This is a genomic window from Bacillus changyiensis (assembly GCF_027706145.1).
Lineage (GTDB): Bacteria > Bacillota > Bacilli > Bacillales > Bacillaceae > Bacillus > Bacillus changyiensis.
The window spans coordinates 1-22865 of record NZ_JAQFWW010000011.1; the positions used below are offsets into that span (position 1 = coordinate 1).

The 22865-nt window shown below is 38.9% G+C and carries 24 protein-coding genes and 1 pseudogene; 7 read left to right on the forward strand and 18 right to left on the reverse strand.

The annotated features are described in order from the left end of the window. Positions 1–310: 310 nt before the first annotated feature. The gene (locus PDT38_RS18530) at positions 311–1189 is read right to left on the reverse strand and encodes a nucleotidyltransferase-like protein (RefSeq protein WP_270803548.1); all 879 of its coding nucleotides are present in this window, start codon (positions 1187–1189) and stop codon (positions 311–313) included. 222 nt (positions 1190–1411) lie between these two features. On the opposite strand from PDT38_RS18530, the gene PDT38_RS18535 reads away from it, so the two are divergent. Beyond that, a complete protein-coding gene (locus PDT38_RS18535; protein WP_270803549.1) occupies positions 1412–1792 on the forward strand; it encodes a YgzB family protein in 381 nt (126 codons plus the stop codon). A gap of 17 nt (positions 1793–1809) precedes the next feature. Here the strand turns inward: PDT38_RS18535 and perR are convergent, their stop codons facing one another. Further along, entirely contained in the window at positions 1810–2247 is a 438-nt protein-coding gene (gene perR, locus PDT38_RS18540; RefSeq protein WP_172293607.1) for a peroxide-responsive transcriptional repressor PerR, read from the reverse strand. 155 nt (positions 2248–2402) lie between these two features. Next, positions 2403–2876, reverse strand: coding sequence for a thioredoxin-dependent thiol peroxidase (bcp, locus tag PDT38_RS18545; protein WP_270803550.1), 474 nt, complete (start codon positions 2874–2876; stop codon positions 2403–2405). A gap of 151 nt (positions 2877–3027) precedes the next feature. Between bcp and PDT38_RS18550 the strand changes: the two genes are divergently transcribed. Beyond that, positions 3028–4326 (forward strand): glutamate-1-semialdehyde 2,1-aminomutase, encoded by a 1299-nt coding sequence (locus tag PDT38_RS18550; RefSeq protein ID WP_270803551.1) that lies wholly within the window; start codon positions 3028–3030, stop codon positions 4324–4326. 213 nt (positions 4327–4539) lie between these two features. Continuing rightward, entirely contained in the window at positions 4540–5610 is a 1071-nt protein-coding gene (locus tag PDT38_RS18555) for an FUSC family protein (RefSeq protein WP_270803552.1), read from the forward strand. A gap of 44 nt (positions 5611–5654) precedes the next feature. Here the strand turns inward: PDT38_RS18555 and PDT38_RS18560 are convergent, their stop codons facing one another. From PDT38_RS18560 to fabL, 10 genes and pseudogenes are all read right to left on the reverse strand, one after another. Further along, positions 5655–6533, reverse strand: coding sequence for an ABC transporter permease (locus PDT38_RS18560; protein ID WP_270803553.1), 879 nt, complete (start codon positions 6531–6533; stop codon positions 5655–5657). Between the two features lie 3 nt (positions 6534–6536). After that, positions 6537–7538 carry an ABC transporter permease gene (locus PDT38_RS18565; RefSeq protein ID WP_270803554.1) on the reverse strand — a complete coding sequence of 334 codons (1002 nt, stop codon included), beginning with the start codon at positions 7536–7538 and terminating at the stop codon, positions 6537–6539. Positions 7539–7560: 22 nt separating this feature from the next. Then, entirely contained in the window at positions 7561–9144 is a 1584-nt protein-coding gene (locus PDT38_RS18570; protein ID WP_270803555.1) for an ABC transporter substrate-binding protein, read from the reverse strand. Then, positions 9141–10097 (reverse strand): ABC transporter ATP-binding protein, encoded by a 957-nt coding sequence (locus PDT38_RS18575; RefSeq protein ID WP_270803556.1) that lies wholly within the window; start codon positions 10095–10097, stop codon positions 9141–9143. The genes PDT38_RS18570 and PDT38_RS18575 overlap by 4 nt, the downstream gene beginning before the upstream one ends. Next, positions 10087–11064 carry an ABC transporter ATP-binding protein gene (locus PDT38_RS18580; protein ID WP_270803557.1) on the reverse strand — a complete coding sequence of 326 codons (978 nt, stop codon included), beginning with the start codon at positions 11062–11064 and terminating at the stop codon, positions 10087–10089. The genes PDT38_RS18575 and PDT38_RS18580 overlap by 11 nt, the downstream gene beginning before the upstream one ends. A 130-nt stretch (positions 11065–11194) precedes the next feature. After that, positions 11195–12937: an ABC transporter ATP-binding protein gene (locus tag PDT38_RS18585; protein WP_270803558.1), complete on the reverse strand. Its 1743-nt coding sequence runs from the start codon at positions 12935–12937 to the stop codon at positions 11195–11197. A 65-nt stretch (positions 12938–13002) separates the two neighbouring features. Next, positions 13003–13533 carry a nucleoside tri-diphosphate phosphatase gene (gene ntdP, locus PDT38_RS18590; protein WP_270803559.1) on the reverse strand — a complete coding sequence of 177 codons (531 nt, stop codon included), beginning with the start codon at positions 13531–13533 and terminating at the stop codon, positions 13003–13005. A 148-nt stretch (positions 13534–13681) separates the two neighbouring features. Beyond that, positions 13682–13939, reverse strand: a complete 258-nt coding sequence (locus tag PDT38_RS18595; RefSeq protein ID WP_270803560.1) for a YgaB family protein — start codon at positions 13937–13939, stop codon at positions 13682–13684. A gap of 180 nt (positions 13940–14119) precedes the next feature. Then, positions 14120–14269 (reverse strand): annotated as a pseudogene (locus PDT38_RS18600) (gamma-type small acid-soluble spore protein); the annotation flags it as partial. Positions 14270–14350: 81 nt separating this feature from the next. Beyond that, positions 14351–15103 (reverse strand): enoyl-[acyl-carrier-protein] reductase FabL, encoded by a 753-nt coding sequence (gene fabL, locus PDT38_RS18605; RefSeq protein ID WP_270803562.1) that lies wholly within the window; start codon positions 15101–15103, stop codon positions 14351–14353. Between the two features lie 87 nt (positions 15104–15190). Here fabL and PDT38_RS18610 point away from each other — a divergent pair, with 87 nt between their 5' ends. Beyond that, complete coding sequence (locus PDT38_RS18610) at positions 15191–15415, forward strand: hypothetical protein (protein ID WP_172293579.1); 225 nt, start codon at positions 15191–15193, stop codon at positions 15413–15415. 25 nt (positions 15416–15440) lie between these two features. Here PDT38_RS18610 and mutY read toward each other — a convergent pair whose 3' ends face one another. Beyond that, positions 15441–16526 carry an A/G-specific adenine glycosylase gene (gene mutY / locus PDT38_RS18615; protein ID WP_270803563.1) on the reverse strand — a complete coding sequence of 362 codons (1086 nt, stop codon included), beginning with the start codon at positions 16524–16526 and terminating at the stop codon, positions 15441–15443. A 507-nt stretch (positions 16527–17033) separates the two neighbouring features. On the opposite strand from mutY, the gene PDT38_RS18620 reads away from it, so the two are divergent. Further along, the gene (locus PDT38_RS18620; RefSeq protein WP_270803564.1) at positions 17034–18017 is read left to right on the forward strand and encodes a metal-dependent hydrolase; all 984 of its coding nucleotides are present in this window, start codon (positions 17034–17036) and stop codon (positions 18015–18017) included. Here the strand turns inward: PDT38_RS18620 and PDT38_RS18625 are convergent. From PDT38_RS18625 to PDT38_RS18640, 4 genes are all read right to left on the reverse strand, one after another. Continuing rightward, complete coding sequence (locus tag PDT38_RS18625) at positions 18014–20590, reverse strand: YfhO family protein (RefSeq protein ID WP_270803565.1); 2577 nt, start codon at positions 20588–20590, stop codon at positions 18014–18016. The two genes, PDT38_RS18620 and PDT38_RS18625, sit on opposite strands and share 4 nt — an antisense overlap. Further along, positions 20587–20988 (reverse strand): GtrA family protein, encoded by a 402-nt coding sequence (locus tag PDT38_RS18630; protein WP_172293571.1) that lies wholly within the window; start codon positions 20986–20988, stop codon positions 20587–20589. The genes PDT38_RS18625 and PDT38_RS18630 overlap by 4 nt, the downstream gene beginning before the upstream one ends. Next, a complete protein-coding gene (locus PDT38_RS18635) occupies positions 20957–21916 on the reverse strand; it encodes a glycosyltransferase family 2 protein (RefSeq protein WP_270803566.1) in 960 nt (319 codons plus the stop codon). The genes PDT38_RS18630 and PDT38_RS18635 overlap by 32 nt, the downstream gene beginning before the upstream one ends. Positions 21917–22122: 206 nt before the next feature. Continuing rightward, entirely contained in the window at positions 22123–22392 is a 270-nt protein-coding gene (locus PDT38_RS18640) for a YfhJ family protein (protein ID WP_270803567.1), read from the reverse strand. 127 nt (positions 22393–22519) lie between these two features. Between PDT38_RS18640 and PDT38_RS18645 the strand changes: the two genes are divergently transcribed. After that, positions 22520–22669: a small, acid-soluble spore protein K gene (locus PDT38_RS18645; RefSeq protein ID WP_172293565.1), complete on the forward strand. Its 150-nt coding sequence runs from the start codon at positions 22520–22522 to the stop codon at positions 22667–22669. Positions 22670–22717: 48 nt separating this feature from the next. Further along, positions 22718–22864, forward strand: a complete 147-nt coding sequence (locus PDT38_RS18650; protein ID WP_375335825.1) for a YpzG family protein — start codon at positions 22718–22720, stop codon at positions 22862–22864. Position 22865: the final 1 nt, after the last annotated feature.

Sequence of the window (22865 nt, forward strand, 5' to 3'; positions counted from 1 at the left end):
CATGTATTAGGCACGCCGCCAGCGTTCGTCCTGAGCCAGGATCAAACTCTCCATAAAATGGAGTGCAGATTAATTCGTCACTTGTGACGACATCTGCCCTGACTTGCACTAAATGTGCTTTTTTATTACTTGAATTAACAGGTACGTTTTGTCTTGTTTAGTTTTCAAAGATCATTTCCACCTCTCAAAGAGGCGACTTTATTAATATAACATTTTCAAACTGAAGTGTCAAATGTTTTTTTCGCCGCTGTTGTTTTCAGTAAAAACTGATACTGTAACAGCGACGTATAATAATATATCACTATTATAATTAAGAGTCAACATCTTTTTTAACAAAATATCCTCGATGAAATATTTTTTGTCCCTTTGTTTCAATCGCCTTTACGCCTACAATGTTCTTTTCTGTTAAAAACTCTAGAATAACCCCAAGATCAGTACTGAAATATTTAAGTTCAGGATGTTGAAGTAGTTCAGCAAACTGCCAAACCGGTTTTTCATTCATAACACCAAGAAGATGAGCAGCTCCAATTTCTGTTTTTGAATGAATAAGAAAATCACTAGCAAGAAATAATAATTCTAGCCTTTTTTGCAAACTCTCATTGCTCTCAATTAGTTCCTTATATAATTTATAGATCTGTGGCTCCATATGGTGAACCTGATTCCAAACCGTTACCTCTGGATGGAACCCTTTATCTATCACTTCAATTCTAGCTAAATGATGAAGAGCATGAGCGATAGAATTATACGCATCTAGGAATTGATCATCTTCAAAAAATGACTTTCCTTCTATATATCTTCTAATTAACTTTCCATACTCAAGGCCAATTTTTAATTTTCGTTCAGGAAACGGAAAAGTATTGAGTTGCTCAATCAGCTTTGCAATGTATTCATTTCGATCAAACAAAACTTTCCCATTAAGAATCCAATCGACGATTCTTCTGTTTGTACCAAGCAAGATCCATCCTTGAAGCTGTTCAACAGTAATAATATGAAGAGAAGCTATTTGACTATTAAACTCATAATGTTTCACAAATACAGGCTCTTCAGCTTTACTGACGATGACCAATAATGCCGCATCAAAATTTTCTGTTGCAGATGAGGTTTGGTTTCTCCTCTCAATGATCATAACAGCTAAAGTATCAGGGCAGCTTGCTTTTTCTTGGTAAATCGGACGGAGAAGATTTTCCATCACCATTCCTCCAATACAAATGTAAAATACGTTACTTCAAAAAATGCTCCTCATTGGTGTTTCTATTTCTACGAACCAGTAAAAACTCCTTTTTTACAAAAATACATTGAATTATTATAATCAATTTCCGCAAAACTCTCTATAAAATTCTTCTCATTTCACACTTCTTTATTAAAGAATATCACATCTTGGTTATGCTATATTAGAGACAGGGGGATGGTTATGGCGAAATATTCTAGTAAAATTAACAAAATCAGAACATTTGCGCTTAGTCTTGTGTTTCTTGGTTTCATCACGATGTACATCGGAATATTTTTTAGGTCTTCGATGTTGTTGATGTCGGTGTTTATGATCTTGGGAGTTTTATCAATTATGTTAAGTACAGCTGTCTATGTTTGGATTGGTATGCTTTCAACAAAAGCTGTTAAGGTGATTTGTCCAAATTGCGAACAGCCAACCAAAATTTTGGGTCGGGTCGATATGTGCATGCACTGTAGAGAACCTCTGACATTGGACAAAGATCTGGAAGGAAAAGAATTCAATGAGTTATATAACCGAAAAGCTGTCAATACAACTAAAGCCCAACAAAAAGCTGACCGTTAAAAAGCGGCCAGCTCTTTTTAATGGCTTTCTGTTTTGTCACATTCCTTGCACAGCCCGTAAATTTCCAGCCTATGGTGGCTGACTTTAAATCCCGTTACATGGGACGCTAGCTGCTCAACTTCGTCAAGACCTGGATAATGAAAGTCAACAATCTTTCCACAAGACTCACAAATTGCATGATAGTGCTCTGTAGTAACGAAATCGAAGCGGCTTGAGGAATCACCATATGTTAATTCTTTTACGAGCCCTGATTCTTTGAAAACCCGCAAATTATTATAAACTGTAGCAACACTCATATTTGGAAATTTCCCTTCCAATGCCTTATATATTTCATCTGCAGTTGGATGTGACATCGAATTCACAAGGAATTCAAGAATGGCATGACGTTGAGGAGTAATGCGGACCCCGGTTTCCTTCAACGCTTCCAAAGCTTCTTTTAGGTTATGTTCAGCCATCGTCATGCACCTCTCTTCTAAAAGAAATCTTACATTATAATATTTATAATTAGTGTAACTCCTAAAAAGAAATTTTGTCAATTCAAATCCCATTTTCCAATAGATGGCTGACCATAAATGAAGACCGAACCTTTCTTAGTTCGGTCTCTTCTTCTTTATTCACCACATATTTCTTTTAATGTTTGAAGAGCCTCTTTCACATGATCTTTTACCTTTACTTTACGCCACTCTTTGATAAGACGACCTTTTTTATCAATTAAAAAAGTGGATCGTTCAATACCCATGTATTCTTTGCCGAAATTCTTTTTGAGTTTCCATACATCAAATTGTTTAGCGAGGTTGTGTTCATCATCGACAAGCAACAGAAACGGCAGATTGTGCTTTTTCTTGAATTTCTCATGTTTTGCTTGATCATCAGGGCTGACTCCGATAATGACGGCATCAAGTTCTGCAAAATTTTCATGATGATCTCTGAAATCACAGGCTTCAGTCGTACATCCTGGTGTCATATCTTTTGGATAAAAGTAAAGGATGACATACTTTCCTTGAAAATCTGACAGTTTTATTTTTTCTCCATCGTCACCGAATAATTCAATATCACGTATGTTTTGTCCAATTTCAACAGCCATTGTTTTGCCTCCTGTTTGTTTACTTGCTTTCTTTCATTATAAATAACAATTTCTTTCCATTCAATAAAACTGCTGAATTCACGTTACATGCTTCTCTTTTGACATCATGGTACAATATAACAATAGACAGATGAAAAAAGAGAGGGATATTATGCAATACACACAATCTGAGAAACTTCATGAAGAAGCTCTTCATCATATAGTCGGAGGCGTCAACAGCCCATCCAGATCATACAAAGCGGTTGGTGGGGGATCACCTGTTGCAATGGAAAAAGCAAGCGGTGCTTACTTTTGGGATGTAGATGGCAACAAATACATAGATTATTTAGCAGCTTACGGTCCGATCATAACTGGGCACGCACATCCCCATATTACAAAAGCCATTCAAAGAGCGGCAGAACATGGAGTACTTTATGGGACGCCGACAAGACATGAAGTGACATTTGCGAAAATGCTCAAGGAAGCCATTCCTTCATTAGATAAAGTTCGATTTGTGAATTCAGGTACAGAAGCTGTCATGACCACAATTCGTGTTGCTCGTGCTTATACCGGTCGAACGAAGATTATTAAATTTGCTGGATGTTACCACGGTCATTCCGATCTTGTGCTAGTTGCAGCGGGCTCAGGTCCTTCAACTTTAGGAACTCCAGATTCAGCCGGTGTTCCTAAAAGCATTGCTCATGAAGTGATCACTGTGCCGTTTAACAATATTGAGAGCTATAAAGAAGCACTTGAAAAATGGGGAGATGAGGTAGCAGCAGTGCTTGTCGAACCAATCGTAGGAAACTTCGGAATTGTTGAACCGAAAAAGGGGTTCCTTGAACAGGTAAATGAACTGACTCACCAAGCAGGAGCTTTGGTTATATATGATGAAGTCATCACCGCTTTCCGGTTCATGTATGGCGGAGCCCAAGATCTATTAAACGTTAAGCCTGATTTAACGGCACTTGGCAAAATTATCGGCGGCGGACTGCCGATCGGTGCATATGGAGGAAGAAAAGACATTATGGAGCAGGTCGCACCACTTGGACCTGCATATCAGGCCGGCACTATGGCTGGAAACCCCGCCTCTATTTTATCAGGCATCGCTTGTTTAGAAGTATTGAAAGAAACAGGAATATATGACAAACTAGATCATCTTGGGGCAATGCTTGAGCGAGGAATTTTAACACATGCAAGTACGCATGGCATTAACATAACGATCAATCGTTTGAAAGGCGCCTTGACAGTCTACTTTACCGTTGAAAAGGTGGAAAACTATGAGCAAGCTGAACGTTCAGACGGCCAGATGTTTGCCGCATTTTTCAAATTGATGTTAGAACGCGGCATCAATCTTGCACCTTCTAAATATGAAGCATGGTTTATCACAATTGCTCATACTGAAAAAGACATAAAAGATACATTAAAAGCTGTGGATGAATCATTTAAACAACTGAAACATCGGGTATGATAAAGGGGGCGGCACAGCTCCCTTTTTTATCAACACGAAGTATAAGGCACCTTTAGGTCCGAGAGCATTTTTGACAATGGTTTGTTTTTTATAAAAAATAGTTGAATATTTGCCGATATCACTGTATATTACTTTATTGTTTGGCAAAATCTCGAGTGAGCATTTTCTGTAAAGAATGAATTTAACAATAGAAAGGAATGCTATTACAACCTAATGAAACTTGGTGCCCGTATTTTTAAAACAGGCATTGCAATTACACTTGCACTTTATTTGGCCTCATGGATCGGTCTGCCAGCTCCGGTTTTTGCCGGAATCGCAGCTATCTTTGCAATACAACCGTCGATTTACCGTTCATTTTTAACGATTGTTGATCAAGTTCAAGCAAATATTATTGGGGCAACAATTGCGATTATCTTCGGGCTTGTTTTCGGACCTAGCCCAATTATTATCGGATTAACGGCGATTATCGTCATCACAATCAATTTGAAATTAAAGATGGAAAATACGATTTCAATTGCGCTCGTTACCGTCGTTGCCATATTGGAAAGTTCAGGAGATAATTTTTTGATTTTTTCTTTGATCAGAACTGGAACAGTCATTTTAGGTGTTCTATGTTCATTTTTGGTCAATCTGGTTTTTCTGCCACCTAAATATGAAACAAAACTTGTCAATCTCATCGTTGAAAACACTGATGAGGTGATGAAATGGATTCGGCTTTTGACACGAAAAACAACAGAACATTCTATGCTAAAAGAAGATATCGAAAAACTGAAAGAGAAAATGACGAAAATCGATTACCTTTATTTGTTGTACAAAGAAGAAAGAAGCTATTTTAAAAAATCATCGTATGTAAAGTCAAGAAAGCTTGTTCTTTTCAGACAGGCAATCATCGTCTCCAATCGTGCGCTTGATACACTGAAAAAACTGCATCGTCTTGAAAATGACTTTTATCATATGCCAACGGAATTCCAAGAAACACTGATCGAAGAACTTGATTTTCTCCTGCATTGGCATGAGCGAATCCTGATGAGATTCGTCGGTAAGGTTAAAACACATGATGCACCCGAGCATCATGAAGAAGGAATGATTTATAGACAGCATTTAACAGAATCATTCCTAAAAAGTCAGCCCACATTAACAGAAGATTTATTAGACTACAATATGTTAATGATTATGGCGAGTGCTGTGGAGTACCGTGAACAACTTGAGCATTTAGAAACATTGATCTCAAGCTTTCAAACCTATCATCGTAAAGACAGCGAATTGGAGGTTGACGATGATTAATTAGATCAACAGCCCGGTTAACATGATACGTTAACCGGGCTGTTTTATTTGCCCTCTTTCATTCTTGGATCAAGTGTGTCCCGCACTCCATCACCTAATAAATTAAAACCAAGCACCGTCAACATAATCGATATTCCCGGAAAAAACAAAGTCCATGGAGCCTGTGCCAAATAAGGTCTGGCGTCAGCAAGCATTTTGCCCCATTCAGGATTTGGCGCTTGCGCCCCCAATCCTAAAAATCCGAGCGCTGCTGCTTCAATAATCGCAGTTCCGATATTAAGTGTAGCTTGAACAATAATTGGCGCCATACTGTTTGGAAGAATATGTTTGAGCATCATTCTTGAATTGGACATCCCGAGTGCTTTTGCTGCCAACATATATTCTTCTTCTTTAATGCTAAGCACCCGTGAACGAACAAGTCTCCCAAATGTTGGGACATTAATGATTGCAATTGCAATCAGCGCATTTTCAAGTGATGGACCGAGAATGGCGACAATGGCGATCGCCAACAAAATACTTGGAAAGGCAAGCACAATATCAAAAATCCTTGAAATCAGTCCGTCTACCCATTTACCATAAAAACCGGCAATCAGACCTAAAAGTGTTCCTGCAATAGCTGAACCTAAACAAGAGAAAAAACCAACCCAAAGAGATAGCCTCGCACCATAAAGCACTCTGGAAAAAATATCTCGACCAAAATCATCTGTTCCAAATAAGTGCTCAGTTGATGGTCCGGTAAGTCGATCTGCTAATGATTGATCATTTAACCCGTAAGGAGCCAGCAATGGAGCAAAGAGCGCCAACAGCACGAACAAGGCGACTAAAATAGCACCTGCTGCTGCCAAGTGATGTTCAAAAAAGCGCTTTACGCTTGAGCGGGTGACAGCTTCATTCTGCTTTCGGAGTACAGCCAGATTCTCCACCTCCTAATATTTAATTCTCGGATCAATCACAGCGTATAGAAGGTCAACAATAAAATTAATCAGCACAAAAATGACAGCGATGACAAGAATGCCTGACTGGATAACGGGATAGTCCCGATAACTTATGCCATCGTAAATATAACGTCCAATACCAGGCCATGCAAAAATCGTTTCCGTCAAAATGGCCCCGCCAAGTAAAAGTCCTGTTTGCAAACCAATGACCGTCAGGATCGGGATAAAAGCATTTTTTAAGGCATGTTTGTAAATAATCAAATACGTATGAATCCCTTTTGCTTTTGCTGTACGAATATAATCTGACTTGAGAACATCAATCATACTTGTTCTGGTAATCCTCGCAATGATAGCAGCTGGAATGGTAGCAAGGGCGCAGCCAGGTAAAATTAAATGACGAATTGTTTCAACAAATTGATCAAATCTCCCTTGAAATAATGTATCAATCGTATGGATGTGGGTGATGGATTCTACCGGATTTCTAACATTTTCTCTTCCGGTTGTCGGTAGCCAGCCAAGTTCAATCGAGAAAAACCATTGCCCCATTAATCCAAGCCAAAAGATTGGCATTGACACACCAACTAATGCAATTAGCATTGCAAGATAATCAAATACCGAATTTTTAAACCAAGCGCTGATGATTCCCGCGTTTACCCCGATGAGCACAGCGATCACCATAGCAAAAGCAGCTAGCTCGAGAGTCGCAAATAAGTAAGGCTGAATTTCTTTTGTGATCGCCGCTCCTGTGCGAATCGAAGTGCCCAAATCTCCTTTTAACAAGTCTCCAATATACTTTCCATATTGGCTATACCAAGGTTGATCTAATCCGAGCTGAATGGTCAGCTGTTCAACTGCTTCCTTTGTCGCCCTTTGCCCGAGAATGACCTGAGCTGGGTTTCCAGGAATTAAACGTATGATTGAGAAAACAACCAAACTCATGCCAATTAAAACGGGTATCAACATACAGATTCGTTTGAAACAGTATACAAGCAATAACTGTCACCACCTTATGAAACTATTGAAACTCGACACTTGATAAAACTTCATTTCCTGTCGGATGGGGGACATAACCTTTTATATTACTTGCGCCTGCCAAGATCGGTGTTGAATGAGCGAGCGGTATCCATGGAGATTCATCATGAATAAGCTCCTGCGCTCTTTGATAAAGCTTGTTTCTTTTCTTCTGATCCGGGATTGTCTGAGCTTTTATCAATATATCGTGAAGTTCATCATGACTGAAATACGTATAGTTATTGCCGCCGATATTATCCTTATCAAGCAAAGTATAGATAAAGTTATCAGGGTCTCCATTATCCCCTGTCCACCCCATTAAAAATGCATCTGCTTCACCTTTGCTTACTTTATCTAGATAAGTGGCCCAATCATACGTGACAATTTGTGCTTGAACACCAATTTTCTCAAAGCTTGATTGAATCACCTCAGCGATTTTCATTCCATCTGGCATATATGGTCGTGGCACAGGCATGGCCCAAAGTTTCATTTTAAACCCGTTCGGGTAGCCCACTTTTTTCAAAAGCTGTTTTGCCTTTTCTAGATCATATGGATAAGGCTCGATTTTGTCATGATAGCCTTCAAGCGACGGTGGAAGCGGATTTTTCGCTGGATCAGCTAGACCGCCATAAAATGAGTCAATAATGGCCTGTTTGTCAACAGCATGATGTAATGCCTGACGGACCACCTTATTGTCAAATGGCTTTCTGTTTGTCGTTAATCCAAGGTAACCAACATTCATTGATGGTCTTTTGAAAATCTTTAACTGTTTATCTTCTTTTATCCTTTCAATATCTGATGGATTCACACCATCCATCAAATCGATTTCCCCAGTTTTTAAGGCGTTGAGCCGTGCTGAATTTTCTGGAATGACTCGGAAAATAATTCTTTTCAATTTTGGTTTTTCTCGATCCCAGTAGCTTTCGTTTTTCTTAATCACGATTCTATCGTTAGCCTTCCATTGAACAAATTGATATGGACCTGTGCCAACAGGATGTTTTCTAAAGGTTTCCCCATATTTTTTTAGTGCAGCTGGACTAGCGATTCCAAATGCAGTCATGGCAAGATTTTTTAAAAATGGCGCCTGTGGACGTTTTAAAATAAACTGAATTTTATGGTCATCAAGTACTTTGATTTCTTTAATAACATGTCCCTTATCTTTTTTATAGCCTCCAAACATTCCATAGTAAGGAAATTTTTCTTCATCACCATTCATCCACCGTTCAAAATTGTATTTGACTGCTTCTGCATTAAAATCGGTTCCATCATGGAATTTCACGCCTTTTCTCAGTTCCAGTGTGTATGTGAGGCCGTCATCTGAAGCATCCCACTTCACAGCAAGGCCCTTTTTAAGGGTTGTATCCTGCTCACCGTAATTCAGCAATGTTTCAAATAAATTGATCGTTACTTTAAATGCTTCCCCTTCGGTTGCTGTAATTGGATCAAGTGAAGTCGAGTCACCACCTCTTCCAAAAATAAGCGTATCTCTTTCACGTTTTGATGCTTCGTCTTTTCCAGAACAGCCGATCAAGAAAATAGCGATAAACAATAACAAGCTCAAACTTTTTAACCAATGCCTTCTCTTCATCTGTTCTCCTCCCTGTTAACGAAATGACATGCAACATAATGACTTTTCGACACTTCTTCGAGCAAAGGCTTTTCATCCTTGCAGATCGCTTCCCGCTTGTGGCACCGTCCATAAAAGGGACATCCCTTTTCACTTGTACTAGAATCTTCGTTATTAAATAACAGTTCAGCCGCTTCTCCTTTTCCAATAACCGGTACAGCAGCAAGAAGTATTTCTGTATATGGATGCTTTGCCTCATGAAATAAACTGTGTGTATCAGCCATTTCAACAATTTTTCCTAAATACATCACAGCTACCCTATCACTTATATAGCGAACAACACTAAGGTCATGAGAAATAAACAAGAAAGTGAGTTCAAATGCTTCTTTTAAATCGGCTAAGAGATTCAAGATTTGTGCTTGAACAGAGACATCAAGTGCCGAAACAGGTTCATCAGCGATAATCAATTTAGGCTTTGTAATGAGTGCTCTAGCAATTCCAATCCTTTGCCTCTGGCCACCGCTAAACTGATGTGCATAGCGCTCACCGTAAGAAACATCCAGACCGACTAATTGCAACATAGAGCGGACAACTTCTTTTCTTTCTGCCTTTGTTCCTAGTTTATGGACTATCAATGGCTCTTCTAAAACGGCTTTCATTTTCATGCGCGGGTGAATAGATGCATATGGATCTTGAAAAATCATCTGAAACTGACGACGCATTCTCCTTACTTCCTTTGTGCTCTGCTTTGTGAGCTCTTGATTTAGAAATGTCACATTTCCTGATGTCGGTTTGGTCAGCTGTAAAATCGACTTCCCCAAAGTTGATTTACCACAGCCAGATTCTCCAACAATCCCAAGTACCTCTCCCTTTTTAACGGAAAATGAGACATCATCGACAGCTTTTATCATCTTTTTTCGTGATACATGATAATACTTTTTTAGCTGACTGATTTTTAACAATTCATGATCCATGGTGTCCTCCTTCCTCTTCAAAAAGAAAGCACCTCACAGAATGACCATCTGTCAGTCTACTTAAACATGGTTCTTCTTGTGTACAACGTTCGAATTGATGGGGACATCGCGGAGCAAACATGCAGCCTTTTTTTATTGTTCCTGGTTGAGGTACTTGCCCTTCAATTGCAGCTAATCTCTTTGATTTGTCAGTGAATGCGGGAATTGAGGCAAATAATCCTTTTGTATATGGATGTTTTGGATTTTTAAAAATAGTTGTAACACTGCCTTTTTCAACAATACGGCCAGCATACATGATCATCACCCGTTCACATGTATTGTAGACAACTCCAAGGTCGTGGGTAATGAGGAGAATCGTCGTCTTAAATTTACGATTTACTTTTTTCAAAAGAGAAAGGATTTGGGCTTGGATGGTGACATCAAGTGCTGTTGTCGGTTCATCGGCAATGAGCAGTTTCGGTTCACAAATCAATGCCATCGCAATCATGACCCGCTGTCTCATTCCACCGGATAGCTCATGGGGATATTGCTTCATCAACTGAACAGGTCTCGGAAGGCCGACAGTTTCCAGCATCTGAACGGCTTGTTGATTTGCAGATTTTTTAGGAATTCTCATATGGCTGGAGAGTGCTTCTGTCAGTTGATCACCAATGGTGAAAAGAGGGTTAAGAGAGGTCATCGGCTCTTGAAAAATCATGGCTACATCTTTGCCACGCATATTTCGCCATTCTTTTTCTGATTGGGTGAGAAGATCCTTTTCACAAAAGAGAATTCGTCCTGTCGTGTTCGTATTAGCATTCAGCCCCATCAGCGCTAATGAGGTAACGCTTTTGCCACAGCCCGATTCCCCAACGACCCCCATAATTTCCCCTTGTTCAAGCGTAAACGTCACACCTTCCACAATCGGAATATCTGATGTTTTTTGTGAAAATGAAATAGATAAATCTTTAACATCTAGTAATTTCACTTATCCACCCCCTAGCACGTATTTTTTAAATTGTATTTAGACAACCTAGGAAATATGTACGAAATGTGACATAAACAAAAAAAACCCAACTTTCGTTGACTGTATCCTAAACGAAAGTCAGGCTATCTGGTTAGCTTAGTTTTTGAATGGTGAATAACTGTTTATAATGGCTATCTTCGCTCATTAACTCCTGATGTGTTCCGATTTCAGCAATCTGGCCATTTTCAATTAAGACAATTTTGTCTGCATGCGTAATCGTAGACAATCGATGAGCAACAATAAAGGTCGTTCGATCTTTTGCTAACTTTTCCATCGCATCCTGAATATAGTGCTCACTCTCTAAATCGAGTGCTGAAGTAGCTTCATCCAAAATTAACAACGGCGGATTTTTTAAGAAAACCCTCGCAATTGAGATCCGCTGTTTTTGACCACCTGAAAGCTTGACACCCCGCTCCCCAACTTTTGTATCATATCCATCAGGAAGCTGCATGATAAAGTCATGTGCATATGCCGCTTTAGCCGCTTCAACAATTTGTTCCATCGATGCCTCTGGATCGCCAATTGAAATGTTGTCACGGATCGATTCACTGAACAAAAAAGTATCCTGTAACACCATGCCGATTTGATTTCTTAAGCTTCGTGCCTGGTAATCACGGACATCGATCCCATCAATATATATGTTTCCCCCAGTGACATCATAAAACCTCGGAATCAGGCTGACAAGTGTAGATTTTCCGCCTCCACTCATCCCAACAAGTGCAATCGTTTCCCCTTGTTCTGCTCTTAAGGAAAGCTGTTGCAAAATGTTTTCGTTTGTTTTTTCATATTGAAATGAGACGTTTTTAAACTCGACATTTCCTTGTAACTGTTTAGCTTTTATGGCATTCGGTTTATCTTTTAATTCATAAGGTTCATCAATAAATTCAAATAGTCTGTCCATAGAAGCAATTGATTGGGTCAATGTTGTAGACGAATTAATGAGACGCCTAAGCGGATTGTAGAGTCGTTCGATATAGCCGACAAATGCAACCATCGTGCCTACTGAAAGGGACCCGTGAATAACTTCATATCCGGCAACAGTAATGATGATTAGCGGAGCAAGATCTGTGATCGTATTCACAACTGCAAATGTTTTGGCATTCCAAGTCGTATGACTGATCGCTTTTCCAAGGAAATTTCCATTCTCTTGATTAAATTGTTTTTGTTCATAATCTTCAATTGCAAAACTTCTAATCACTGGCATTCCCTGAACCCGCTCATGAAGGTGCCCTTGCACTTGAGCTAGAGCCTGAGAACGCTCACGTGTTAAAGTTCTGAGTCTCGTATAAAAATATTTAACAGCCAAACCGTAAAGTGGGAACAAGATAATAGATATCAAAGTCAATTTGACATCCATCATGATCATGATGATGATGGCAATAAAAATGGTCATCACATCAAGCCATACATTCATCAGCCCAATAATGACAAACTCTTTTGTTTGCTCAACATCATTGATCACCCTTGAAATAATTTCCCCAGCCCGATTATTTGCGTAAAACTTAAGGCTTAATTTTTGAAGATGGGAAAAAAGCTGATCTCTAATATCAAACAGCACTTTGCTTGCCGTCCATTGGGCGAAATACTGACGATAATATTCTACAGGTGGACGAAGCAGCAAAAAAATGGCGAACATGACCGCCATTATGATAAATAAAGATGATGTTTTTTCCTGTGCCGTTCCATTTCCCTGAATGATGTCATCTACCACATATTTCAGAAGAAGCGGGATGATAAGCGGAATAGAAAATTTCACCATACCAATCAAAACTGTCAACACGATTTTCCATCTATAAGGTTTTACAAATTCCATATAACGTCTAATAACACCCACACATCATCCCCCCTTATTATTTAGTGCGGGTACACTACAAAAAACCTGTTGAAGCTCAACAGGTTTTATTTTGTATAATGAAGATACCGCTCATACCACATATCAATAAACTCCGGAGCAAATGGGCCTTTTCTTTGATGAATCCAATGCAGTAATGTGTTGAGGTGAGCTTTTAAAATGCCGTCTATTACCTTTGGATAATTCATGGCCACTTTATGATCCGCATATTCATCTTCATCAAGAATATTGTAAGTCATATCTGGAAATACTTTCACATCTAGATCATAGTCGATGTACTTAATAGCCTCATCATCTAATGCAAACGGAGAACTGATATTACAATAATAATAGACACCGTCATCTCGAAGCATACCAATGACGTTAAACCACTGATTAGCATGGAAATAACAAATTGCAGGCTCTCGTGTCACCCATGTCCGGCCATCTGATTCAGTGACCGTTGTCCGGTCATTAGCGCCAATAATGGACAATTTTGTTGCTCTTAAAATCGTTGTTTCATTCCATATCCGATGAAGTTGCCCATTGTGCTTGTAACTATGAATTTGAATGGTGTCTCCTTCCTTGGGAAAGCCCATGTTTCTCCCCTACTTTCTTTACAAAAGCCTAACAAGTCAGTGTGTCACTTCGCCTGTCCGACATTCTTTTATATATTATAACGTCTGAAATTGAAAAATGAAAATAAAACAGCCACTCCCATCAGGAATGGCCCCTTTTAAAAAAGTATCATGGGGAAGACGCGGTTTCAATTTGTTGATAAGCTTGGATGACCTGCTCTGTTTGCTTTTGAAACAAATCCTGAATAACAGCAAGGTCTTTCCGCTTTTCGGCAATGGTTTCTTGAATGGATACAAGCTGAGCCTTTTTTTCAAGACTGAGCAGTTCTTTTTCGATTTCTTGGCACCTTTCAATTTCCTCTTGGAGAAATAACAGTTGATCCATGATTTGCATCTGACCCTTTACCAAATTCTCAAATTTCGGCATTCATATCCTCCCATTCTTTGCTCTACTCCATTTATTTCCTAAGTATCAATTCCCTATACATTTCAAAAGTCCTTTGACTGATTATGCCTAAGCAAGAGAAATTTTGTCGTTTAAAAAGAAAAAAGGCCTCCAAAAAGTCAGAACACTAACTTTTTGGAAAGCCCTTTTGTATTACGGTGATTAGCTGTTTTGTTGTTTGTTTTGCTCAGCTTGCTGGTTTTGTTGTCTTACTTTCTGCACATTTGTCTCACTGGCAAATTCAGTGCCGAATTGACCTTGATGTGCAGAAGCATTGTTTTGCTGTCTTACTTTTTGGACGTTTGTTTTGGATTGTTGGTTAGCCATTGTATATCACCTCCACGACCATTAATTTGTGCAAGCAGGTGATATTTATTCATTCATCCAAAAAAATTAAACAAGTAGGGAACGGCCCCCATCAATAATAACCGTTTGTCCACGTATCATATCCGCTTTTTCTGATACTAAAAATTCGATTGCATTGACCATATCTTCAATCTCAACCATACGGCCAGCTGGAGTGTTTTGTCGGGCATCCTCAAGAAGAGTTTCCCGATTTGGAAAATGTTTCAATGCGTCTGTATCAATCGCTCCACCAGATACAGCATTGACGACAATATTTTTGCCAGCAAGCTCAACCGCTAAATACCTTGTTAAAGACTCAAGTGCTGCCTTGGAAACACCGACTGTTGTGTAGTTTTCCAAATAACGGATAGAACCGAGTGAACTGAGACTGACAATATAGCCTCCGCCCGTTTTTTCCATCAATTTCGCAGCTTCTTGTCCACAAAATAACAAAGCTTTAGCATTGATATTCATTGTCCAGTCCCAATGGCTTTCTTCAAGCTCCATAACAGGCCGCAATACACCTGATGCAGCATTATTAATAAACACGTCAAGTCTTCCAAAAGATTCCTCAATTTGTTTAAACATTTCTTTTATTTTTGCCGGTTGTCCAACATTTGCTTTGACAACAAGTACTTTTACACCTCGTTTTTCAATTTCTTCAGCTGTTTCCAAAGCGGCTTTTTTGCTTCTTGCATAGTTAATCACGATATTATAACCATTTTCAGCAAGCCGAAGAGCAACGGCTTTTCCAACTCCACGGCTACTTCCTGTAATAAGTGCACATTTTCTTTGTTCCATGATCATTCAACTCCTACTGATTTGTATAGTAATTTTAAGTTTGTTAAACAATAAACATCATCGATTATGAAAAGGAGGCTTCAACCTATGTATGTCGGACGAGACATAAGTGAACTTGACCACACGCCTAAACATGAATGGAAAAATACAGAACTTCTTTTTTTTCACCATGCTTTTCAGCAACTAATGCCTTTTTTAAATCAAGAAGGACATGCTGAATACCGTGAAGTTATTGAAGAAATCGAAGCTAGAGGCGGTTTGCACCGCCAGGAAGCAGACTATACTCACGGTACCCAAATCCAGTATGACTAATGGGCAGGATGCACAGCCTGACTGCCTATTTCATATACATATTCCATATTTTTTGATGAGAAACCGGGAAAGCATACTGTTCAAGTTCTTCTTTCGTTACCTTTTTTAAATAGGAGTGATCGGGTTTATTCACCACTTTCCCGAAAAATACAGAGATGTTCCAGACAAGGTGTGTAAAGACATGTTCGACAACCCCTTGGAGTGGGCCAATTTCGACAGCGATTCCGGCTTTTTCCTTTAAGAAAGCGGCAAGCTGTTCCCGCTCATGTTTCAAACCTTTTTGCGTTTCTGTATTAGGAAACTCCCAAAGGTTAGCAAGAAGACCGGAATCAGGCCTTTTATGGATATAAACATATCCTTCTTCGTCTGTTAAAACAACAGCGGCAAGACTTTTCAATGTCGGTTTTTTCTTTTTACTTTTGATAGGGAGTTCTTGTTCACAACCTTCTTGAAAAGCTGAACAATGCTCACGAACTGGGCAAAGCAGGCAGGACGGTGATTTTGGAGTACAGATGATCGCACCGAGCTCCATCAGTCCCTGATTGAATTCAGACGGTTTTTCTGGTGCCATAAATGCTTCCACAACTTTTTCAAAAATGGTTTTTGTTTTCGGTTTTGCAATATCATCCCAAATCGAAAGAATTCTTGCCATGACCCGCATCACATTACCATCTACAGCAGGTACCGGCTGATTGTAAGCAATGCTCAAGACAGCTCCCTTTGTGTAAGGACCGACACCTTTTAAACTGCCAAATTCCTCTTTTGAAGAAGGCACAACTCCTCCATAGCGTTCATGGACTTCCTTGACTGCACTCTGCAAATTTCGAACCCTTGAATAGTATCCAAGTCCTTCCCATGCTTTCAGTACTTTTTCTTCGTCAGCTTCAGCAAGTTCCTTAATGGACGGAAATTTTTCAATGAAGTTCTCAAAATATGGGATGACCGTATCCACTCTTGTCTGTTGTAGCATCACTTCTGAAACCCAGACTTTATAAGGATCATTGTTGGCACGCCAAGGGAGGTCTCGTTTTTCTTTTTCATACCAAGATATTAAATCTTTTTGAAACTTTTTTATATTTTTTTGCTCTAATTTCATTTCTATATCAATCATAAAACGTCTCCTTGACATTTACATGTATACGTTTGTTATTTCGACTTTTTGTTGTAAACTAAATGCATATACGTTAACATGTTACATTAAAAGTGAGGAAAGAAAAAGTATTAAACTCATCTCTGCCTACAGGACGTAGGTACTCAGCGTTTCTCACAGGACGTGAGAGTTTTTAGCTGAGTTTCCTTGCCTCGACGTAGGTACTCAAGCTTCTCACACGACGTGAGAGCCTTTAGCTGAGTTTCCTTGCCTCGACGTAGGTACTCAAGCTTCTCACACGACGTGAGAGCCTTTAGCTGAGTTTCCTTGGTACTCAAGCTTCTCACACGACGTGAGAGTTTTTAGCTGAGTTTCCTTGCCTCGACGTAGGTACTCAAGCTTCTCACACGACGTGAGAGCCTTTAGCTGAGTTTCCTTGCCTCGACGTAGGTACTCAAGCTTCTCACACGACGTGAGAGTTTTTAGCTGAGTTTCCAAAATGTTGAACACCATTAGGGGAGGTCACCAATGGATACTGGTACACACGTTGTCATGGGCATCGCGCTTGGTGGAATCGCAACTTTAGACCCCGCGGTCGGACTGGATTCTTCAATGACTCAAGCGGTTATGATTGCGACAATCGCTGGCTCTCAGGCTCCTGACATCGATACGATATTAAAACTTAAAAATAACGCTGTTTATATAAGGCATCACAGGGGCATTACACACTCTATCCCCGCTGTCCTTTTTTGGTCATTGATGATTCCAAGTATTTTATTTTTGTTTTATCCTGAAGCAAACCTGTTTCATTTGTGGCTATGGACGTTAGCTGCAGTAGCATTTCATGTGTTTGTCGATATTTTTAACGCATATGGCACTCAGGCACTCAGACCTTTTTCAAGAAAGTGGGTAGCACTCGGTTTGATCAATACATTTGATCCGTTCATCTTCATAAGCCATCTTGTCGGAATCGCTGTCTGGCTAGCTGGATTCCATCAAGGATATACTTTTATGACTCTTTACATGGTTCTCACCGGCTATTACTTACTTAGATTCATCATGCAAAAGAGAATCAAAAAAGAGCTTTATGAAAGGATCAATGATATTGAAGAAATCATCATATCACCTACAATGAAATTTAGACAGTGGCGAATTGCTGTTCAAGCAAAATCAGCCTTTTATGTCGGAAGAAGTATTGACGGAGATGTTGTGATCATCGATACGTTCAACAGAGTCCCTGTTCCAGATTCATCTGTCATGAGGGCAGCGAAACAAGATAAGAATATTTCTGCCTTTTTATCTTTTTCACCAGTCTACAAATGGGAAATTGATACTTATCAAGATCATTACCAAGTCCGCTTTATTGACTTAAGATACCGTAGCAAAGGGCATTATCCGTTTGTAGCCATTGCCCGTATTGACCGGGATTCTTTAGCATTAATCTCATCCTATACAGGATGGATTTTCAGTGAAGAAAAACTACAGAAGAAATTAAAGCTTGGCTCTGTTTAAAAGCCAAGCTTTTTTCTTCTCATGCTGTACCATATTCCAACAGCAAGACTGATGATTGTAACAATGAAAGTTTCTTTAAAATATGGGGGGTAATAAACGAGCTGAATGTCGTTTTCCCCTTTTTCAAGGTTAAAGCCAATAAATGAATAATTCGCCTTTTGAATGGCTTGCTTTTGTCCATTCACAGTCACTTCCCATCCTTTTTCATATGGGATTGGTAGTACCATATAACGGTCTCCGTTTTTATTATCAAGACTGATCGACAATTTATTTCGCTCCCAATTCATCTTCGCAGTTGATGCAGTTGAACGGGTCGCTTTTTTTAAAGTTTGATAATCTTCTTGATAAAGCTTTACGTTTTTTAGGGCATATTCTCCTTTTGGAAGTCTGATCGAAATCTTTTCTGCTTTTGGCACTCTAATTGTTAAATCATAGATTCCTGTTTTATAAATAGACTGATTGGATTTTCTTGAAGTGACATAATCATTCACTTGCAAATTGAAAAACTGGTCTTTGGCAAGGCTTTTTAAATAAAAATGAACATAATAATCACCCTCAGCCACAATCGTTTTATCAGGGATCAAATCGATTCCGCCTTTTTCTGCGGAAACATTGAGCACATCGTTTTTATAGCTAGCTCCCTTTGTTTTAACCTTTGTCTCTTTAAGCAGATCAGAAACTTGCGGAGGTTTCCCTTTTTCAGCAGGGTTTTCTAACACAATTCCTTCAAGCATAGCATGCTCTCTAGCCAAAACAGGTTCCTTATTTAAGTCCTTTTCAGAAAAAACGGTCTTTGCTGTGCGAACAAACGGCAGTATGTGCTTGTTTTTGTAGACGGCATAATGTTGTGACTCCGCCATTTTCTGAAATCCATATGGAACATCATCTTCATTCTTTTTTTCTGTCATATAATATTTCCCATACAACAAGCTATAAAGATTGGCACGGTCACCCATTGTCGCATAGCGGCTGACACTTTCTCGTCCCATATCAATTTCAAGGTCATTCCAATAAAACAACAATAGATTTTGATTTAAAATACTCGAATACACACTAAAGCCGTTAAAATTTTGGATCAGTGGTGTATTGTTGCGAACGCCATTCATCCAGTCGATCCTTGTGTAAGGATCATCGCGATCATCTTTTTTGATTTTTTGAAGGAGTGCACGCTGTTCTTCACCATCATATTCATTGCTTGTCAGATATTGTTTGGAAACAGACTGAATATCGCTTCCCTCTGACAGAACATATTGTTGATACATATTGGCAACTAAAATAGCCGTGACTAAAATACACCCGTGTAATAGAAGGTGTGTTTTCTCGTCATTTATCCTAACAATGATAAAGATGATCATCGTTACAAATAGTAAGATCAATATCCTCCAGTTCATCACCACAGATAAATCAACTTCTTTATCGTGGATGTTCACGAAGTATAACAAAAGAACGAGCAAACTTGAAAACAAAATTTCTTTTCGCTTAATATATTTAAAGTGGCTAAGACCTGCTGCCACAGCACCCCCAGTCGTAAAACTTAGTAAATATTCAAAACGATTTTGAGGTGCAGAAAAGCCGTTAAATGCGCTGGCCGCAAGCGGACTGAAGTGAAGCAGGACAAGCAAACCGCTGATTGCAGCAAACAGACAAAACGTCTTGTTTTTATAAAACGACAAAACAAAGAGAAATAACAAAAAGATGGCTGGAAGCAAAACCGTACGGCTTGAGAACAAAATGTTGTCAGTAAAATCGTATAGTTCGATCGGTTGATCATAAGCTGGCCGCAAATTGTTTAAGAAGCCATACACTGCAGGTACAAATGAAACAGCACTAATCCCAAACGAAATCAGGCATGAGATAGCAAATATTCGAAATTGGATCCACCTTGTCTCCTCTTGGCCAAGACGAATCAACCAGCGGAATAACACATAGATCACAATAAAAAGTAAATTGATATATGCAAAATAAAAATTATTAAAAAGCGTTATTGTACAAGCGGTGATAAACAACCCAGGACGTTTTTCTCTGATGATTTTTTCCGCGCCTCCTACTAAAAGAGGGAGCCATAACATGGCATCACTAAAAAACTCCCAAAACACGGTATGCCGAAAATAAATAATGGACATACCGTATATAGCAGCACCTGTAAACGCGGCCAGTTTGTTTTTGGTCATATACAGAAAAACAAATGTAGTAATCAAGATGATCAGCGCAAGTTTGATGACGCTAATAATAACAGCAGCTTGCGCCCAAAACAGCGTATCAGCAGGGCCCACTAAAGACAATAATTGCATGAAAAAGACAACAATGATAGAAGCGATAAACACAAATGATGTCGTAAAATAATAGCCAAGCTGACTGTAAATCCCGCCCCCTAGACCAAACGAATATGAATAAAACAAATGACCGTTTTGATACTGTTCATAAAGAAATGATTTAAAGATAACCATTTGCGCAATTCCATCACCATTTCCCGTCATATAACGACCATTTGCCCATTCAGACAAAAAGAAGGAATGGGCGGCAATAGAGAGTGCAAAACTAGAAATGACAACTAAAAATACTGTTTTTTTCATACGTTTCCCCTGTCTCGTTTTAAAATCTTCCCTGTCAGTAAAAATGTCAGGGGAACAGTTAAAAACATAGATGCTAATGGAGCAGACGCACTGTTCATTTCTAAAAAGTTTACAAAACAATAAACAAACAAAGAGGAAGCACTCAAATTAAACAATTGCGTTAAAGGAAATTGTAAAAACTTTGCCAATGTTGGTTTAATTTTAAATGTAAAGTAACAATTTAAGAAAAATGAAATCACTAGACTAACAAGAAACCCAACAATATGTGAGACCATATAATTGATATGTAATAAAAAATGTAACAACAAATAAACGACATAATAGTTTAATGTGTTCATGACCCCAACAATTGCAAAGCGTATAAATTCAAAGTTGATTTTTCTCATGAGTTTCTCCATGATCGATTTTTGCCTCCTGAATTAAATAATGAGGACGCTTTTTCGTTTCATAGTAGATTCTCCCAATGTATTCTCCAATGATCCCGAGACTGAGCAGTTGAACTCCGCCAAGAAACAAAACTGCTGAGATGATTGTAAAATAACCTGGAACAATAACACCATATTTTAAAATGCGAATAAAAGTAGCAATAATATAGAGCAGTGACAAGAAAAGGATAAATAATCCAGCATAAAAGCATATACGTAGCGGTTTATTGTTAAATGAAACAACACCATCAATTCCATAATTGAGCAAATGACGGAATGACCATTTTGATTTGCCATTTTTTCTTTCGACATTTTCGTAATAAATGACTTTTTGATCAAAACCGATCCAACAAAACAGCCCTTTTGAAAAACGATTTCCCTCACTGAGCTTCAGCAATGCATTGACAGCTTTTCTGCTTAAAAGTCGAAAATCACCGACACCATCCCGCAAATCAACTTCCACTGCATTGTTAATAAATCGGTAATAAAGTGAAGACAGGTAGGAGCGAATCGGATTGTCTCCTTTTCGGTTCCTCTGAGCGATCACTTGGTCATAGCCTTCTTCAAATCCTTTGATAAAATCATGGAGAAGATAGGTCGGGTGCTGTAAATCTGCATCCATGACAACGACAGCATCACCCCTAGCATGTTGAAACCCCGCAAGAATCGCCGCTTCTTTGCCGAAATTTCTTGAGAATGAAATATATTTCACCTGTTGACTTTTGTTTGACAGATCTTTAATTTCATCTAAAGTATGATCTGTACTTCCATCATTTATGTAGTAAATTTCATACTCATAATTAATGGACCTAAATTCATTTGTTATTGATTCATAAATCAGTTTAATATTACTTGCTTCATTATAGGAAGGAATAATAATTGAAATGAATCCATTCTTCACTTAAGGCACCTCTTTTTGGACATAATAAAATGGCATCCGATAGGACGGATACGTTTATGTGCATACCGATTCTCAGCAAAAGGAAGTCTTTGGGCATGCGGTACTATTTATTTTGTCATTATATCAGACATCTATAATAAAGTGGCAAAATATGATATAACCTAATGATGAAGAATATGGTTATTCACCTAATAATTACTCTTTTATTAATGCAACAACCTATCACTTGTGGTGAATAGCTCTTTAAAAGATGCTTTGTCACTCTGAAATAAATGCAAATGGCTGCCATTATCCTCTATCCATTCTAATACCACACGCTCTGTCAGTTCTTTTCCTTGATAAGAGTAACCCGCTTTGGCAAAAGTTGCTTCAAAATCCTCCCACAAATGCTCAACCCATGTTCTGGCTTGGTGATAACTGAGCATATGGTTTTTTGCAAGGAGCGCATTGGCGAGTTTTTCAAAATGTATGTCCACCTTGATTCTCCCTCCTTTCATTAGGAAAAAACTTTCTTAATGAAAACAACAGCGATTTCATATAATAACCTTACGTCTTCTCTCAAGAAGACGCAAACATTTTGGACTTGATTGGAGGAGCCTGTATATGCGGAATAAATCAAGGGGCTTTCCAAATATGAACAACAACAAATTTGAAGGTGAGCCCCGTGCCAAAGACGATTTCGCTTCAAAGCGCCCAGACGGAAGTATCAATACTCATCCACAAGAAAGAATGAGAGCTTCTGGAAAGCGCTAATTTTTCTAAAATGGAGTGATTGTTTTGTGTGCAAACCGCAAACCGTATATGAACGATTTTAATCAGATGAAAACGGAAAACTTTCCACAGCCATGGGCAAACACGAAACACGCTCGCGCGCAGGTAAACGGTGAGACACAGCAGACACAGGACCTCATTATTCTCCAGCGCAATACACGAATTCGTACCAGGTAGT

What these genes read in the sequence shown, in the direction of transcription:
- PDT38_RS18550 (WP_270803551.1), top strand. Translation starts at nt 3,028, where the DNA reads ATGCAATACACACAATCTGAGAAACTTCATGAAGAAGCTCTTCATCAT.
- perR (WP_172293607.1), bottom strand. Translation starts at nt 2,247, where the DNA reads ATGGCTGAACATAACCTAAAAGAAGCTTTGGAAGCGTTGAAGGAAACC.
- PDT38_RS18555 (WP_270803552.1), top strand. Translation starts at nt 4,540, where the DNA reads ATGAAACTTGGTGCCCGTATTTTTAAAACAGGCATTGCAATTACACTT.
- PDT38_RS18630 (WP_172293571.1), bottom strand. Translation starts at nt 20,988, where the DNA reads ATGGAGAAACTCATGAGAAAAATCAACTTTGAATTTATACGCTTTGCA.
- bcp (WP_270803550.1), bottom strand. Translation starts at nt 2,876, where the DNA reads ATGGCTGTTGAAATTGGACAAAACATACGTGATATTGAATTATTCGGT.
- PDT38_RS18530 (WP_270803548.1), bottom strand. Translation starts at nt 1,189, where the DNA reads ATGGAAAATCTTCTCCGTCCGATTTACCAAGAAAAAGCAAGCTGCCCT.
- PDT38_RS18620 (WP_270803564.1), top strand. Translation starts at nt 17,034, where the DNA reads ATGGATACTGGTACACACGTTGTCATGGGCATCGCGCTTGGTGGAATC.
- PDT38_RS18650 (WP_375335825.1), top strand. Translation starts at nt 22,718, where the DNA reads ATGAACGATTTTAATCAGATGAAAACGGAAAACTTTCCACAGCCATGG.
- PDT38_RS18595 (WP_270803560.1), bottom strand. Translation starts at nt 13,939, where the DNA reads ATGCCGAAATTTGAGAATTTGGTAAAGGGTCAGATGCAAATCATGGAT.
- mutY (WP_270803563.1), bottom strand. Translation starts at nt 16,526, where the DNA reads ATGATTGATATAGAAATGAAATTAGAGCAAAAAAATATAAAAAAGTTT.
- PDT38_RS18535 (WP_270803549.1), top strand. Translation starts at nt 1,412, where the DNA reads ATGGCGAAATATTCTAGTAAAATTAACAAAATCAGAACATTTGCGCTT.
- PDT38_RS18610 (WP_172293579.1), top strand. Translation starts at nt 15,191, where the DNA reads ATGTATGTCGGACGAGACATAAGTGAACTTGACCACACGCCTAAACAT.
- fabL (WP_270803562.1), bottom strand. Translation starts at nt 15,103, where the DNA reads ATGGAACAAAGAAAATGTGCACTTATTACAGGAAGTAGCCGTGGAGTT.
- PDT38_RS18625 (WP_270803565.1), bottom strand. Translation starts at nt 20,590, where the DNA reads ATGAAAAAAACAGTATTTTTAGTTGTCATTTCTAGTTTTGCACTCTCT.
- PDT38_RS18570 (WP_270803555.1), bottom strand. Translation starts at nt 9,144, where the DNA reads ATGAAGAGAAGGCATTGGTTAAAAAGTTTGAGCTTGTTATTGTTTATC.
- ntdP (WP_270803559.1), bottom strand. Translation starts at nt 13,533, where the DNA reads ATGGGCTTTCCCAAGGAAGGAGACACCATTCAAATTCATAGTTACAAG.
- PDT38_RS18645 (WP_172293565.1), top strand. Translation starts at nt 22,520, where the DNA reads ATGCGGAATAAATCAAGGGGCTTTCCAAATATGAACAACAACAAATTT.
- PDT38_RS18575 (WP_270803556.1), bottom strand. Translation starts at nt 10,097, where the DNA reads ATGGATCATGAATTGTTAAAAATCAGTCAGCTAAAAAAGTATTATCAT.